Annotated in this window: 9 protein-coding genes; 2 read left to right on the top strand and 7 right to left on the bottom strand. The window is 36.2% G+C overall.

What is annotated here, in order from left to right:
* Positions 1 to 22: 22 nt before the first annotated feature.
* The 3 genes from HN014_RS13960 to HN014_RS13970 all read right to left on the bottom strand — a co-directional run bounded on the left by HN014_RS13960 (position 23) and on the right by HN014_RS13970 (position 5,582).
* Positions 23 to 1,315 (bottom strand): amidohydrolase family protein, encoded by a 1,293-nt coding sequence (locus HN014_RS13960; protein ID WP_176029467.1) that lies wholly within the window; start codon positions 1,313 to 1,315, stop codon positions 23 to 25.
* Between the two features lie 16 nt (positions 1,316 to 1,331).
* Complete coding sequence (locus HN014_RS13965; protein ID WP_176029468.1) at positions 1,332 to 4,310, bottom strand: amidohydrolase family protein; 2,979 nt, start codon at positions 4,308 to 4,310, stop codon at positions 1,332 to 1,334.
* Positions 4,311 to 4,508: 198 nt separating this feature from the next.
* On the bottom strand, positions 4,509 to 5,582 hold the full coding sequence (locus tag HN014_RS13970) for a DUF3810 domain-containing protein (protein WP_176029469.1): 1,074 nt from the start codon (positions 5,580 to 5,582) through the stop codon (positions 4,509 to 4,511).
* Between the two features lie 94 nt (positions 5,583 to 5,676).
* Between HN014_RS13970 and HN014_RS13975 the strand changes: the two genes are divergently transcribed.
* Positions 5,677 to 7,137 carry an aminoacyl-histidine dipeptidase gene (locus HN014_RS13975; RefSeq protein WP_176029470.1) on the top strand — a complete coding sequence of 487 codons (1,461 nt, stop codon included), beginning with the start codon at positions 5,677 to 5,679 and terminating at the stop codon, positions 7,135 to 7,137.
* A gap of 63 nt (positions 7,138 to 7,200) precedes the next feature.
* On the opposite strand, the gene HN014_RS13980 is transcribed toward HN014_RS13975, so the two are convergent.
* A complete protein-coding gene (locus HN014_RS13980; RefSeq protein ID WP_176029471.1) occupies positions 7,201 to 8,655 on the bottom strand; it encodes a S41 family peptidase in 1,455 nt (484 codons plus the stop codon).
* Positions 8,656 to 9,382: 727 nt separating this feature from the next.
* On the opposite strand from HN014_RS13980, the gene HN014_RS13985 reads away from it, so the two are divergent.
* The gene (locus HN014_RS13985; protein WP_176029472.1) at positions 9,383 to 12,838 is read left to right on the top strand and encodes a S8 family serine peptidase; all 3,456 of its coding nucleotides are present in this window, start codon (positions 9,383 to 9,385) and stop codon (positions 12,836 to 12,838) included.
* A 109-nt stretch (positions 12,839 to 12,947) separates the two neighbouring features.
* Here HN014_RS13985 and HN014_RS13990 read toward each other — a convergent pair whose 3' ends face one another.
* From HN014_RS13990 to HN014_RS14000, 3 genes are read right to left on the bottom strand one after another with little or no spacing between them, the layout of a single operon-like run.
* Positions 12,948 to 14,093 (bottom strand): peptidylprolyl isomerase, encoded by a 1,146-nt coding sequence (locus HN014_RS13990; RefSeq protein ID WP_176029473.1) that lies wholly within the window; start codon positions 14,091 to 14,093, stop codon positions 12,948 to 12,950.
* A gap of 15 nt (positions 14,094 to 14,108) precedes the next feature.
* Complete coding sequence (gldI, locus tag HN014_RS13995; protein WP_176029474.1) at positions 14,109 to 14,666, bottom strand: gliding motility-associated peptidyl-prolyl isomerase GldI; 558 nt, start codon at positions 14,664 to 14,666, stop codon at positions 14,109 to 14,111.
* Complete coding sequence (locus HN014_RS14000; protein WP_176029475.1) at positions 14,657 to 15,673, bottom strand: bifunctional oligoribonuclease/PAP phosphatase NrnA; 1,017 nt, start codon at positions 15,671 to 15,673, stop codon at positions 14,657 to 14,659. Before HN014_RS14000 ends, gldI begins: the two co-directional genes overlap by 10 nt.
* Between the last annotated feature and the right edge of the window lie 554 nt (positions 15,674 to 16,227).

A 16,227-nucleotide genomic window follows, 5' to 3' on the forward strand; every position in this document is an offset into this window, starting at 1 on the left:
TCCGGCATTAAAGTATGTACTATTATTCCGTATATTTCTTTTGATATCGTTTCCAAAGTTTTGTTTGATGACTTTCTAAGCTGATATCCCGACCTTGAATAAAAGCACTTTCTATTAAGTTGGTTCTCATATCCAGTGCATCTCCATTACTTATAAATAAAGTAGCATCTTTTCCAACAGTCAGCGTCCCCATAGAGTTATCAATTCCTAAAATTTTGGCATTGTTAGCAGTAATCAGTTGCAGTGCTTTCTCTTTGTCCAACCCATGAGCAGCTACAGTACCGGCCTGAAATGGAAGGTTTCGGGTATTGGCGCGCTCCATTCCTCCACTATTTTGTAATCCTACTAATATCCCTTGATCCATAAGGAGTTTTGCATTTTTATAAGGCAAATCATAATCATCATCTTCATTGTCAGGAGTAGAGTGTGTTCTGTTTACTAAGACGGGAATTCCTGATTTTTTAATTTCAGAAGCAATTTTATATGCTTCTGTTCCTCCTACAATAACTACTTTTTTGATCTCATATTTTTTTGCAAATGAAATCATATCCAGTATTGCTTTTTCAGAGTTGATATGTATAAAAGCAGTTTTTGAACCATCAAAAAGCCCTTTTAAAGCATAATGAGGTAAATTATTGACAGGAGTATTTGCTTTGATCGAAGCTTTGGCATCCGAAAAATAGGCTCCTAATTCAGTAACCGCCTTGTTGTAGTTTTTATTAGGTTTTAATCCGGGTTCTTCTCCCATCCACCAACGACCTTGAGAAAAAACAGCAGGCCAGTTAATATGGATACCATCATCAGTTTTTACAGCAGCATCTTCCCAGTTCCATGCATCTAGCTGTACAATTGATGAAGTTCCGGAAATGCGACCTCCCCTTGGAGTTGTTTGAGCAATAAGTACCCCATTAGGACGCATGGTTTCTACAATTTTACTTTCGGCATTATATGCGATAATACTGCGTACATGTGGATTGTAGTCTCCTAATTCACTATCGTCATCCGTAGCTCTGACAGCATCAATTTCTATAAGACCCAATGTGGTGTTTGGAGCGATAAATCCAGGGTATATATGTTTTCCTTTTGCTTTTATTACACGACCTTTTGGGGCAGTGGTTCCGGCTTTTTCGATAGTGGTGATTTTTCCATTTTCGAAAATAAGAATACTCTCATTGATAACTTCTCCATTACCAATATGAGCTTTGGCTCCTACAATGGTAATAGCTTCATGTTGTGGTTTTGCAGGAGTTTGTTGCGCAATTCCTTTTCCAATAAAAGCAGTTATCAAAGCGCAACTGTATATAAAATTTTTCATGTGATTCCTGTTTTTATTATTGGTGTATGGTTTCTATTGTCTCACATTCCATATGCTGATGCTCTTTTTTCTTGGCAGGTTGCGTTTTCATACCTTTATTTTTTGCCTGTAACAACAGACGAGCTAGTTTGTTTTTCTCATCTGCAATAGTATTCCTCATCGCTTTGTCTTTTTCTATATCAAAATAAATAGCTCCTTCGATAAGGGTTTTTTCGGCTTTGGCATAGATAGATAAAGGATTGTTATTCCATAGTACAAGATCTGCATCTTTCCCTACTTTAATACTTCCTACTTTATCGTCGATATGCAATAGTTTTGCCGGATTTAAGGTGACTAACTTCCAGGCGCTCACTTCATCAAGCCCTCCATACTTCACAGCTTTTGCAGCTTCCTGATTTAATCTCCGGGACATTTCTGCATCATCACTATTAATAGCGACAGTAATTCCCTGGTTGTGCATGATTGCCGCATTGTATGGGATCGCATCATTCACTTCGTATTTATAAGCCCACCAATCCGAAAAAGTAGACCCACCAACACCGTGTTTAGCCATTTTATCAGCAACTTTATATCCTTCTAGAATATGTGTAAAAGTATTTACGTTGAAATTAAATTTTTCGGCAACTTTCATCAACATATTGATCTCACTTTGTACGTACGAATGGCAACTGATAAATCGTTCTTTGTTTAGAATTTCTGCCAGTGTTTCTAATTCGATGTCTTTTCGATACGGTTTCCCGCTTTTCTTTAACGCATCATAGGCTTTTGCTCTGGAGAAATAATCGATATATACTTGTTCTACACCCATTCTTGTTTGTGGAAAGCGACTTCTGCTATTCCAGTTACTTTGTTTGACGTTTTCTCCTAATGCGAATTTTATAAATTTAGGAGCATTCGGGTATAATAAGTTATTGGCACTTTCTCCCCATTTAAGTTTTATAATAGCAGATCTTCCCCCAATAGGATTGGCAGAACCGTGTAGGATCTGAATGGTAGTAACACCCCCTGCAAGGTTTCTGTAGATATTAATATCATCTGATAAGACAACATCTTCTATACTTACTTCTGCCGAAGAGTTGTGACCGGCCTCATTTATAGATGCTGCTGCAATATGAGAATGTTCATCGATTATTCCTGAAGTAAGATGTTTTCCGGTAGCATCTATAACGTTTGCCCCTCCTGCTCGTAGGTTTTTTCCAATTGCTTCAATTTTACCATTTTTGACCAAGACATCAGTCTCATAGAGAATCCCATCTTGTTCATTAGTCCAGACGGTAGCATTTTTAAACAAAATGGTAGCGGCGGTTGGAATTTTTGAATTTCCATAAGCGATATTCGGATAGGTTACAGGGAGTACTTCTGGTTTTGTATTGACTTCTTTTGTATCCTTTTTATCTGATTTTTTATCTGATTTTTTCTTAGCTGTAAATGTGGTAGTTGTTCCATCGGTTGTAATCGCTTTTCCTCTCCAGTTAGCAGTGTCAGTTTCTATTTTTCCTACGATTCGATTGTATGTTTTTTTAGTAACATCAGGAGAAGTAAAAGTAATAGTTACCCAGTTATCTTTGTACTCGATTTTGCTACCCAGTGTATGCGCTCCTGATGATACCGTAATGCTGGGTTTGGAGGGGGATCCTGAAATCACCGCAGTATAGTTTTTAGCCCCTATAGTAAGATCATAAGTTCCGGTGATATCAATAATATTCATATCATTGATTATGGTTTTATTCCCTTGTACCCAGTTTTCATAAAGTATCGTATCATCCCCAAATAAAGCTTTGTTGGTGATTAAGAAATTGGCATAGGCGCCCGGTTGTAATGTGCCAATAAGGTTACTTTTTCCTAATATTTTAGCGGGGATAGTGGTCAAGGCTTCTAAAGCAGTGGTTTTATCCAGTCCGTGCTTAATTGCTGTTTTTATCCGGGTTTTTAAATCAGCTACCTTTTTTAGTTTATAGGTAGTAAGAGAGAAAGGGACGTTGTTTTTTTTGAGTACCATTGGGTTGGTGGGAGCCTGATTCCAGTGTTTCATATCTCCAAGACTTATTGCATTTTGCATATAAGGATCTGATACATCATAAGCATCTGGAAAATCGAGCGGGATGATGTAAGTAGCATTTGTAGCTTTTACATCCTGTATGCGGGCATATTCATCACCTCCTCCTACCAGCGTATACTGAATATTAAATTGATCTCCAACCTTATCAGCTCTCAAACTGTTTTCTCTACTTTCTGCAGCAAAGATTTGAGGAATATTTTTATTTCTTAATAATGCTTCCAGTGACAGATCTTTATTTTCTATATTTCCTTGTGCATACCATGCAGCATCTATGTACATTTGCCGGAGTAATGCCATCGACCCCATAAGAGAGGTAGGGTAGGATTGCTTACTTTTTTTACTTTTCTTAAAAGAAAAATAATGAGCAGAACGATCTTCTATAAGTCGATCTCCATCATTTCCCTCATTATTTAGTGCAACCAATAAACCAGTACCTCGGGCAATTCCATCAGCTACATGTGTGTTGAGAACTCCAAAACCTTCTTTGATATATTCTGAAGCTTTTTTCTTGTCATACACAAACTCTTGGAGTGCGTTGGTTTCAGGGCGTATATGATCATTCCAGTAATACCCCTCTCTGGACGGGTGGAATTGAGGGTTGCTGTATGGATTCCCTCCTTTTCCTTCTGGCTTTTTTATTCCAAATGAGGTAAAAGGGTCAATAAAAGAAGGATAGATATGCTTCCCTTTGAGATCAATAACTGTACTGTTTACCGGAATATTAACAGATTTTCCTACCTGAATAATTTTTCCTTTCCGAATTAATAAGGTACCGTTTTTTATAACTGTAGTGGGGGTGGTGTGAATTGTTGCATTCTGAAGTGCGGTGTAATTGGTGTCCGATGTTTTAACACCGTCATTTTTAGGGAAATATTCTTGTGAATGACCACTAAAAAAACCGAACATCAAAGCAAATAGCAGTAATGTTTTTTTCATTGTTAATGATATTGTTTGTGTTTACTGGGGATGATATATAGATATCCCCCATCAATCTTTGCGATATAGGCATTGCTCCTCAAGCAAAGAAGTGTCTATGATACTAAATATTAAATGTTATATGGGTTTTAAAGATAAATCTTAGGAGAGAAAGACTTAAGGAATTAGTAAATTTTTAACAGCTGAGGTTGAAATTTATTACTTTTTGAAGCTTTTATCTTTGAAATAGTTAACAATTAAAGCCGAAACATAGCTGTATGTTTCAATTCCATCCGGTTGATTATTAGCTTTTAAATAGCTGTCATAAGTACTTTTGAAAAGTGGCTCAATAGGATTTTGATATTGATCCCAGAAATCTCGCACTTCCTGATAATTTTTACGGATTCCCGGACGTAATTTTTCGAGTAAACAAATTGCTTTTTGCTCATCTCTCAGGTATAAATCATTTATGCAGTATCTGAGTGCAAAGGTAGTTCCGCTATAATTAAAATATCGGTCCTTTGAAGCCAGTGTTGCTAATACAGCAATAAAATTAGCTTCATTTTCTTTAGCAAACCCTAATTGATGTGCTTCTTCATGGCAACTTGTTGTAGGGAATTTAAAAGGTAAGATTAAGGCATTTACCTGTGCTTCATTCGTAACAGGGTTTAGGTACCCACTAAATCCCATATATGTCAAAGGTAGACTTAATAAAGATTTTTTTATACTTCCAGGTTGGTATCGAAAATTGGGATATGTATTCCCCAATTCCTGATAGGCAGGAACTGTTTTTTGAAAAATATCATCTTTAGAATATGGAATTCGTACGGAAACTGAATCATTTTGTTCTAGTTCTGAATGAAGTGCATTAGCTTGCTCTATTAAATGTTCAGTCACTTTGATAAGGGCTTCTTCATCGTATTGATCTTCGATTTGAAGAATGGAATGAAGCGGCATTCTATAGTAGTTTAATCCCCATAATATATGAAAACAAGCATATACAATTGATAAAGTAGCTCCGATTTCTATTAGGATCTCTTTCCAGGAATACTTTTTTTTGAAGAGTACTTTGTATAAAAACCGAAGGAGTAAAAAAATGAGAAGGATATAGGCGATATCTCCAAAAGAAAAGGGCAACCAGCCCAAAGCATATCGCAACAATGTACTGATAAAAGGATAAATACCATTACTATAATATTGTTCTACAAACTCCGGGACAAGAGAGAGTATTTTTACAATTACTATTTGTAATGGGAGTAAAAATACAAGAATACGTTTTGTTGTCAATTGCATAAGGTAAATGTATGATCTAAAATTAAAAAATCCGTTCTTTGCGGAAAGCAAAACAACGATTTAACGTAATTTTACCATTAAAACATACAAGATTATGAGTTCAGAAATAAGAAAGCTGGAGCCGGTATCAGTCTGGAATAAGTTTGCAGATCTTAATGAGGTTCCCAGACCTTCAAAAAAAGAAGAGCGGGTTATCGCATTTATGAAATCTTTTGGAGAGTCATTGGGATTGGAGACAAAGGTAGATAAAATAGGAAATGTATTTATTAATAAACCGGCTACTCCTGGATTAGAAGATCGAAAAACGGTAGTGATGCAATCACATCTTGATATGGTACATCAAAAAAATGCGGATACGGTTTTCGATTTTGACACACAGGGAATAGAAATGTATGTAGAGGGAGATTGGGTAAAAGCAGCTGGAACAACACTTGGTGCTGATAATGGATTAGGAGTAGCTACGATTATGGCTATATTAGAATCGACAGATATTCCGCATCCTGCTATTGAAGCACTGTTTACGATTGATGAAGAAACTGGTATGACCGGGGCAATGGGTTTAGAAGCTGGATGGTTAACAGGAGATATTTTACTAAATCTGGATACAGAAGAAGATGATGAAATAGGAGTAGGCTGTGCTGGAGGAATCGATGTAACAGCTTCGATGTCCTATAAAGAAGAAACATTAGAAGGTGCATATGCCGGATATTCAATTGCTGTAAGAGGTTTGAATGGAGGACATTCCGGGATGGATATTCATAAAGGGTTAGGAAATGCGAATAAGATAATGAATCGCGTATTGCATCTTGGGATTACTCAGTTTGGACTGAGAGTTCATGAGGTCCGTGGTGGGAGTTTACGAAATGCCATTCCAAGAGAAAGTTTTGCCAAAGTACAAGTACCTGTAGCGGAAGTTACAGCATTTGAAGCTGAAAGTAAGAGGTTAATAGCAACTATTAAAAATGATTTTTCTATTACAGAAGCCGATTTGGAAATTGTAATAGAAAATACAGAAGTCCCTTTACAGGTCGTAAGTGAAGCGGTAAGTACTAAGTTAATAAAAGCGATATACGCCGCGCATAATGGAGTGTATAGAATGAGTCCTTCCATAGCAGATCTTGTAGAAGCCTCTAATAATATAGCCAAAGTAACAATAGGGGGAGGAGAGGTTATTATCGAATGTCTGACCAGGAGTAGTGTAGAATCTTCTAAGGAGGATGTCGTAAATACCTTAACAGCTACTTTTGAGCTATGCGGATGTCAGGTGAAGACAAGTGGTGATTATCCTGGATGGGCACCAAATATGGAGTCTCCGATTTTAAAGGTTTTAGATACATTATATCAAAAGTTAAATGGAGAAAAAGCACATATAGCAGCCTGTCATGCAGGATTGGAATGTGGAATATTAGGACAAAACTACCCGGATATGGATATGATTTCTTTTGGTCCTACCATTTTAGGAGCACATTCCCCGGATGAACGTGCAAGCATTTCTTCCCTACAAAAATATTGGAAGTTTGTCAAAGAGATTTTAGCAAATATTCCGAAACAGTAAAAAGTAATTTAACTCTAAAAAAGAAGCCATTCAATTCATGAATGGCTTCTTGGTATATGGTAATTATTTATGTTCTCGATCAAGGATAAATTGTAGTTCAGGATCTTTTTCTTCTAGAAGATACTTCATGTATTGATCTACAGGAACTATATGATCAGGAATAATTCCATGTGGGGTGTCAATCACATCCCCAAAATATAGTTCGGTAATAGGAATTCGAACTCTTAATTTCGTTTTTGGAAGTTTATAGTTCATGAACCACCCGGCAAAAGTGGTGTTTTCATTTCCACCTGTTTCTATTCCTACAATACTTCCTCTTTTATGATCTTTGAATAGTTTAGCGAAATACACGGCCGCAGAAAAAGTATTTCCTCCTATAGTAGTATATACAGTTCCTTTAAAATTGTCTTTGTCCGGAGGGAAGTTTTCTAAAATTCCTTCTTTTAATCGATCATTTCCGATGTAAATACTGTCTTTTTTATCAAAACGTTGGTACAGGAAGTTTTCGAAATTTTTAATTCCTTCATACCCTACAGGTGCTCCATTTTCATCGATCAGATTTTCAGAATACAATTTAATAGTACTAGTCTTATAATTAAATAGATTTTTAAAATTAGTATCTGTAATAAATGAAAATAATAAAGCTGCAATATTTGGATTTCCCCCGGGATTGTTTCGAATATCGATAATAACCGTCTTATATTGATCAGCATTCATTTTTTTGAAAAACTTACTAAATTCTTTATAAGCGTATGCTTCGTTTATATTAAAACTATTAACTGTTAGAATTCCCGTTTTCGAATCAGGAAGATAATGACCGTGAATTGTTTTGTATTGTTCCAGTTTATTAATCGGATGCATTGCCTGAAAAGCTCTTCTGTATAATTCATAATAATCTACAGCGGGAACTTGAATTGTTTTCAGAGAACCTGTATTTATGTTCTTGTATTCTATTGAAAATGAAGTAACATTTTTTTGAATGTAATTAGAGTAATAAAAAGGGAAGTCAGATGAAATGTTTGTTTCTGTATTTGTTTTGATATACCCATCTCCATGAATATAGTAGTGAAGTTTATCTATGATTTCTTTTGTAGCTATTTTTTCTATAGCAGTAATCTCCGTTCCAAAGGGAAGGGTGGTGTTTTTATAATTAATAAACATTTTTCCACCCCTTACGAGTACAGGAAAAGGAAAGAAAATGTCGTTCATAATAGTGTAATCTATAAAATCTTCAGGAGGAGTGTAACTGAGATGACCATCTCCGAATCGATTTAACGCTTGTATAAAATGATGATAGGAAGGCTCTTTTTTTAAACGTTTGATCGCATTTTTTTTGTTTTTTAATTGTAATTCTTTTGATACGTACTTATACGGATTAGGGTGTTGAGCTTCAATCGTTTTGTCAAGTGTTTCTAAATCCGATAAGTAGTCATCTAATGTGAGTTTTTCAATGTCGATTTCCTGAGAAAAACCAAACTGTATTAATAATACGAGAATAAAGGGTACATGTTTTTTCATAAAAATAATTAAGATTTTTTTGAGTGTCTCAAATTCAATAATTGTACCAGTGACTCATTTCAAAAAGTGTATGTTGCGGGAAACGAGTTTTTTAAGGGAGTTTTATGTTTTTATTGTATTTTTTTAACAAACCAGAATGGCACCCGATTAGAAGAAAAAAAGTTTATAAAGAAAATATGTCATTGATGCTTTTCACTTTTATAATCTGAATAGTTGCAGGTTATGTATAAAAAAGGAGTCATTGGTATAGAAAACGATTCCAGTGGTATAATTTAGTTTAGTATGTATTCAAGATTTTATTTTTTTATTAAATGGTTGATAAAGTGTTTTTTATGATAAACGAAGTATTTGGATGAAATTTCTTTGAGAAAAAAGACATGTTTTCTTGGACTTACCTAAAGGAAACTAATATTAAAAAGAGGATGAGTAATACACAGCCTTTATCTGAAGATACAGCATTGTTTTGTTATATCGCTGCCATGCAAAGAAAAAAATGCAGATACTATTTACCTATTAGGGAAGTCTTTGATGTTTTGGTTTGCTAAGAAATTAAAATTTATTTCCTGTATCATGCTTTGTAGACTTGGCTTAGAAGAAATCACAAAGTTTGATCTACATTTTACCCCGAAATTACTAATTTGTTTCAAACGAATACCTCGTGTTTTTACTTCGGGGTAATTCACTAACTTATATACACACAATTTTTTTAACTTTTAAAACTCAACTTATGATTACAAAAAAGAATGTTTTGTTGGCTTTCTTACTGTTTTCGATTTTCGTCACAGCGCAGGATAAAGCAGATAGAGAGCAAATAAAACAACAGACAAACGTACAAGCGTTACAGAAGATTATTGAACAGTCAGAGCGTCAGCTCAAAAATAATTTTACAAAGGCTACTAAACAAAAAATCCCCCTAAGCAGAACTAATAAAGATGGTGCTCTGGGAGTCTTGTATTCTTTTGATAAACAAGGAAATCCGGTATATGCTTATGATGATAATGTCGATGCTGCGATTAGTTGTCGGGCGAATAAGATATGGAGAGGAGGAAGTACGGGATTAAATCTAACAGGTTCAGGGATCGAAATTGGTGTTTGGGAGAGTGGTGCAGCCAGTCCAACCCATCAGGAGCTCAGAGGAAGTACCTCTAATGGAGATGGGGCTTTGCCAACGAATCACGGAACCCATACAGGAGGGACGCTAATTGCCAAAGGAATTGTTCCAGCAGCTAGAGGATTTGCTTCAGAGGCAACATTAAAAAGTTATACTGCAACAGGAATGGTCGCAGAAGCTGCCAGTTTTGCGGCTGCCGGAGGAATCCTGGCAAATAATTCAAATTCTCCAATTGGTCCTTATGGTTTGTATGATGATAATGCCAGAGATATGGATAATGTAGCCTATAATGCCCCGTTCTATCTACATTGCAAATCAGCAGGAAATAACGGAGGAAGATATGGATCTATATATGGAAACCAATTAGCTAAGAATTTATTTGTTGTTGCCAATGCGAATGATGTACCTAATTATACAGGACCAACATCGGTAACTATGGCAAGTTCCAGTACCTATGGACCTCCTAAAGATTGGAGAGTAAAACCTGATATTACCAATAATGGAGTAGATGTATATTCATCAGATGCTATTAGTGATACCAGTTATAGTTCTAAAACAGGAACTTCGATGTCTACTCCTGCTACTGCTGGGACTGTTGCCTTATTGCAGCAGTATTACAAAAGTAAAAACGGAGTATATATGAAAGCTGCTACCGCAAAAGCACTTGTTATAGGTACGGCAGATGAAATAGGAGCTCATGATGGTCCTGACTTTAGAGGAGGATGGGGATTGGTAAATGCAGAAAGAGCTGCAGCAGTTATTACCAATAATGGAGCCGCAGCTGTTATCGAAGAGACTAGACTTCGCTCTGGGGGAACATATACTCGGTCAATTACTTCTGATGGAAGAACTCCTTTGGCAGTTACTGTAGTGTGGAATGATCCGGCAGGAACCCCAACTTCGGGAAATGCATTGGCATTAGTAAATGATTTGGATCTTAGGGTTATAGGAGGGAATAATACTTATTTTCCTTGGGTGATGGTTCCCAATGCAACCTATGATAATTATACTGACCCTGCACAAAAAGGAGATAACTTTAGAGACAATGTAGAGAAAATTGATGCCGTTTTACCAGCAGGGACGTACCGAATTGAGGTCACACATAAAGGAACACTAAGTAATAATTCACAAGATTTTTCTTTGGTGATAAATGGAATTAAAACAAATCCAGATACGATACCTCCAACACCTCCTACAAATGTAACCGCAGTTGGAGTATATTCAACTACGATAGCACTTTCATGGAACGCGGCAACGGATAATATCGGAGTGACATCCTATGAGATTTTTCAGGACGGAGTTCGTGTAGGAACTTCTACGGATACGGCATATACTGTTACCGGGCTTCGCCCGTTAACCACTTATCGTTTTTATGTAAAGGCGAAAGATGGTGCTGGAAACGTATCGACCAATAGTAATACAGTTAGTGTTACCACTGTAGCAACACCAGCATGTACTGGAGTAACTTCATTTCCGTATACAGAAAGCTTTGAAACAGACTTTGGCGTTTGGGTAAACGCAACTACTGATGATATCCAATGGACCAGAGATTCAGGAGGAACTCCCTCTACAGGAACGGGACCTTCATCGGGACAACAGGGAGCCTATTATATTTATACAGAAGCCTCTACTAATGTAAGCCCGGTAGGGAGTCCTAATAAAGTAGCTATTTTGGATAGCCCATGTATCGACCTAAAAGGAACAGCAGATTATTCGATGGAATTTGGATATCATATGAAAGGGACTGCTATGGGAACCATGGAATTATTAGTGAGTACAGATAATGGAGTAACGTATTCATCACTTTGGTCAAAAACAGGAACTCAGGGAAGTAACTGGAATCAGGCAAGGGTTTCTTTGTCTCCATATGCCGGATCGGTTATTAAACTGAGAATAAAAGGTGTTACAGGGAGTGGATGGAGTAGTGATATGGCATTGGATAACCTTCGTATTTTAGAAATGGTACCAGATAATGAGTCACCAACTCCTCCAACGGCAGTAATGGCTTCCTCTGTTTCTTCTAATTCAATACTTCTTTCATGGACAGCATCTACGGATAATGTAGGAGTCACTGGGTATGACATATTTCAGGATGGAGTAAAAGTGGGAACTTCAGCGTCCAGTTCTTATCAGGTTGTCGGGCTTTCGCCTACTACAGCTTATCGCTTTTATGTAAGAGCTACAGATGCAGCAGGAAATATTTCGGGAAATAGTAATGTGGTTAATGTAACAACAACTGCGACCCCTTCTTGTTCTGGAGTAAGTGTTTTTCCTTACACAGAAAGTTTTGAAACAGGTTTAGGTATGTGGACAAATGAGCTAGGAGATGATATTCAGTGGACCAGAGATTCGGGAGGAACCCCTTCATTTGGTACAGGTCCCTCATCGGGGCAACAAGGAGCTTATTATCTTTATACCGAAGCGTCTTCTAATACCACTCCCGTGGGAAATCCTAATAAAGTAGCTTTACTGACCAGTGACTGTATTGACTTAAGTGCAGGGAGTAATTATTCGTTGGAGTTCGGGTATCATATGAGAGGAAATGCAATGGGGAAGATGGAAGTATTATTGAGTACGGATGATGGAAATACATATACATCTATTTGGTCCCGATCAGGAAGTCAGGGATCTAATTGGAATCAGGCAGTTGTCGCTTTGTCTAATTATGCGGGAACAGTGATTAAGTTACAGATAAAGGGGGTTACCGGCAATAGCTGGAGTAGTGATATGGCAATTGATCATATAAAAATAATATCTATTGCTAAAGGAAATACCCAGAAAGACTCTTTTGACGATGCGTTTACTGAAAAGGAAGAAGGAAATGAATTTACAGGGCTGATACTATATCCGAATCCGGTTAGTTCTTCTGTAGTGCACTTATATTATCCTCAATATGATGAGAAAGTAAAGACAATATTCATTGTCAGAGATGTATTGGGAAATACTATTGAAAAGGCAAAACTTTATTCTTATAAAATGGATTATAGTGTGAAATATTTACCTGCGGGGATGTATTTTGTGAGTGTAGTAACTCCCGAAAAAACAATTAATAAAACATTTGTAAAAAAATAAGAAAAAGGTTTCTTTATTCTGGGGGAATTGATAAACTCAGAGGATCTCTTCATAAAAAAACGTCCGTTGATCAACGGACGTTTTTATGTATATAAGGTTGTTTACGATCTTATTTAGGAGCTTCTTCCTGAGTTTTGTTAACAATGCTAACTAAATCAATTTCAAAGATTAAATCAGTCTTAGGAGGAATAGGACCTCTTCCTTTTTCCCCGTATCCTAGGTGGTAAGGAATAAAAAGAATAGCTTTATCTCCAACGTTTAATTGTTGTACTCCTTCTTTGAATCCTGGGATCATTTGTGCTTCTGGAGAATATGGCATTTCCATAGGAGCATATCCTTTAGGGTGTGCCGCTCTACGTTCATCAAATATTCCGTGCTCTTTTGCTTTTTCAGCAATATTCGTGTCGAATATTTTTCCGGTAGCGAAAAATCCTTGGTAGTTGATGTTAACGAAATCTGTTGGTTTTGGCTTCTCTCCCTCTCCTTCAGTAAGTACTAAGATTTCAAGACCACTTTCCAGTTTTTTAGCTTTTCCTTTTAGTTCACTGTATTTAGCAGCAACTTTTTCTTGCTTTTCTTTAGCGATACGCTCTTTCTCCTTTTTTTCTTCTTCTAATGCTTTTAGTTTTTCATCAAATACGCTTGTGGCATCAAAAGCTTTTGCTTCGTCTCCTTTTCTGATGATGTTTACTTCTAGCATTTTTACTTCTGATTTAGGCTTATCCCCAGGAGCTGTTTCTACTACTCCGATGCTATCTACCACATCCTGACCAATAACAACTTCTCCAAATACGGTATGTTTTTTATTTAGCCATGGAGTTTCTTTTAGTGTAATGAAGAATTGACTACCATTGGTAGCAGGACCAGAATTCGCCATAGAAAGGATTCCTTTAGAGTTATGTGTAAGAGAATCTACAAACTCATCAGGGAATTTATACCCTGGGTCTCCGGTTCCGGTTCCTAATGGATCTCCGGTTTGAATCATGAAGTCTTTGATAACTCTGTGGAAAATGATACCGTTGTAGTATTTTTTTCCTCTATAAGTGCTATCTACAGCTGTATTGGTTCCTTCTGCCAGAGAAACAAAGTTCGCTACTGTAAGCGGTGTTTCATTATAATGTAATTTGGCAACAGTGGTTCCCTTGTTGGTAATGATTTCTGCATATAAACCGTTTTCCAAATCCGGGTATTTGTCTTCACAGCTACTAAAAGCAATTGTGATAAGTGCTAACAATAAAAGATTTAGTTTTTTCATTTTTTGTGTTAAGTATTAATTTTTTGTTGTTGATTCTTGTTTTATAGAGTTTAATGTTACTTCTGCTTTTAACGGAATATTTGTCCCAATCTTGTGATCATCCCCATAATATCCATATGCCTGATATGAGGGAAAGAGAAATGTTATTTTTTCTCCCTGTTTCATGAGCTTTAAACCTTCTCTAAGACCTAAAAACAATTCTTCCTTATCAATTGCATAGGTGACAGTATCTAATTCTTTTTCGCTATAAATAATAGTATTGTTCAAATCACTTAGGTTATAGGTAAAACGAACAACATCTCCAAACTTAGGAGTTCGGTTGGTAAGTGTGTCTTTTTTTTGATAATAATACCAAAAACCATTTTCAGAAGCAATGTAGGTATTGGTACTATCGAGGGCGATGATTTTGAGGATGAGTGCTTCTTCTCTGGCAGATAGTTCCTTGTTTCTATGAATAGATTCGCTCATAAAAGAACCCGAAGAAGTACTGAGAGGTCTTCTGGCTTCCGGAGTCTTACATGAGATTGTAGCAATACCCAGACAAAATAATAAGAGAATGGTCGTTAATCGCATAATTCGGTTTTATAGGACGGTAAGATATTAATAAATTTCTCAACCGTCTCTTCCATACTAAGATTACTTTTTCCTCCGGCAGCATTATGGTGACCTCCTCCTTCAAAATGATTTCTGGAAAATTGGTTTACAGAGAACGCTCCTTTTGAGCGTAGGGATATTTTTATAATATTTTCTCCTTTGTTTTCAATAAAAATCACAGCAAAGATAATTCCTTCCAGAGATAATCCCATATTTACGAAACCTTCTGTATCTCCTTTTTTGAATTGGTGGTCATCTAACTCTTTTTGAGATAAGGTAATATAAGCTGTTTTATATTCTGGTAGTACTTTTAGGTTCTTTAGTGCTACACCCTGTAGTTGCAATCTCGAATAGGTATTGGCATCATAAATACGTTCGTGTATAGCAGTATTGTCTGCTCCTTTATCGATGAGGGCTGCAATTACTTTATGAGTAGTACTGGTAGTAGATCTAAATCTGAATGATCCGGTATCAGTCATAATACCTACATAAATGCAGGTAGCTATTTCCGGACTTATTTTTTCTGTATCACCGAGTTGTTCAATAAAATGATATACCATTTGACAGGTGGAACTCATACTTGTATCACTATAAGTATACGTAGCATAATCATCAGGTTGCTGATGATGATCAATCATGATAAAAGTAGTCGCTTGTTTTTCCAGAAAAGCTTCCATGTCTCCGGTTCTTGAGAAATGATTAAAGTCCAGGGTGAATATGATATCAGCTTCTTCGATCAATTTTTGAGATGCATCTGTTTCATTCTCATATTTAAGAATTGTTTCTTCCCCGGGAATCCATTTCAAAAAGGAGGGATAATCATTAGGAGTGATCACTGTCGAATCATGACCTAATCCTTTTAAATAGAGTGATAGCCCTAATGTAGAACCAATAGCATCTCCATCCGGATTCTTATGTGGGATAATAACGATTTTTTTTGGAGTAGATAAAAGCTCCTTGATTTCTAATATTTCATCTGCATTCATAAGGAAGCGAATATACAATATATAAATATTTTGTGATCCTTTGTTCGTTTAATTTTAAGAAAAACCATCTTTAATTCGGTTGAAATAGTACATATTTAAGACTTTTTTTGAAAAAACTCAACAGCCTTATGGAGAGGGGTAAAGCTTCCTGTTTTGTACAATCGATAGAAAGAAGAGTCGCTGGATTATAAATATAATATATCTGTTTTTGTGTATTATTATTGCAATCAGTTCCCTTGGTTTTATTGGTGTCGCCAAAGAGTATAATATCCTAAGACTTGCTTTAAAATTAAAAAATTGTTTCTGACGAATGCTTCGTGGATTTTCCTCGAGAGAGTTTACGTGATGATAGAGGGAGAATGTTTTGGAGTTTGTGCTGAAATCGAAATGTATCGTTTAAAAAGGGACTAGGTGTATGTAGTCTGAGCCAGTTGGTTGGTATGATATTTTTTGAATTTTAAAGAGAGTTCTGTATGATCTATATACATTGATAGTATGTCAAAAAGAGATGTGTCCCCGTTTTTTATAAATGAAGTGTACTTTACTATAGATAA

Source organism: Aquimarina sp. TRL1, from assembly GCF_013365535.1.
Classification (GTDB): domain Bacteria; phylum Bacteroidota; class Bacteroidia; order Flavobacteriales; family Flavobacteriaceae; genus Aquimarina; species Aquimarina hainanensis.